Origin of the sequence: Sphingorhabdus arenilitoris, assembly GCF_042651485.1 — a bacterium.
Classification (GTDB): domain Bacteria; phylum Pseudomonadota; class Alphaproteobacteria; order Sphingomonadales; family Sphingomonadaceae; genus Sphingorhabdus_B; species Sphingorhabdus_B arenilitoris.
In genome coordinates this window covers 1-847 of sequence record NZ_JBHSDH010000004.1, presented here as the reverse complement: position 1 = coordinate 847, position 847 = coordinate 1, and the positions used below count along the sequence as shown (strand labels likewise).

Annotated in this window: 1 protein-coding gene; it reads left to right on the top strand. The window is 57.7% G+C overall.

Translation table 11 applies throughout. The annotated features are described in order from the left end of the window. A partial coding sequence (locus tag ACFOWX_RS13510) for a hypothetical protein (protein WP_381420411.1) occupies window positions 1-847 on the top strand: 847 nt, incomplete at both ends.

The window sequence follows — 847 nt, the reverse complement described above, 5'->3', positions numbered from 1 at the left end:
GGTGACGACGGGCGCTTATGTGACGACCGACGGGGATGGTGCGCATGATATTATGGTGCGTCAAGGCAATGACTGGCTTTGGATAGATGGCGCCAGCCAGACGCGGGAGACTTATGAATTTGCCAATGGTTCGTCTGTTATCTGGCGGTTGAAGAGCGTGACGGATCTGGATGGCAATGCGGTGAATGTGGGCTATCTGGCGGGCAGCGACCGGGTGGAGACGGTGACGACAGCCGATGGCAGCTATACGCTTTATGGCTGGTCGGGCAATAATATCACGCGGATTGCGACCGTGGTCGGCGGTGTGACGACGGCGCGCACGCATTATGTCTATGACGGGCAAAACCGTTTGTCGAAGGTGCAAGTGGAGCTATCGCCCAATGGCAATGCGGTGGCCGACGGGGCGCTATATGAGGTGACCTATGGCTATGTTGGCACATCGAAGCTGATAAATAGCATCACGCAAAGCGATGGGTCGAGCTTGGCAATTGCCTATGACGGATCGAACCGGGTAACGAGCGTGACGCAAACGGTGGCGGCGGGCGACGTGCGGGTGACCAGCTTTGCTTATGCCGCGACCCAGACCACGATCACGCAGCCTGATGGGCAAGTGACGCTGATGGATTATGACGCATCCAAGCGGCTGACCAAGATTACCGCGCCGCCAGCGGTCGCCGGAGCAGCAGCGCAGACGGTGCTGTTTGTTTATGGGGCGAATGGCAATTTGGCGAGTGTAACCGATGCCAATGGCAAGGTGACGAGTTATGGTTATACCGAAAGCTATCTGGACCCAGGGGTCACGACGCCGGCGAACCAGTCGGGCACCAATGATGCCAAGGGCAATGTA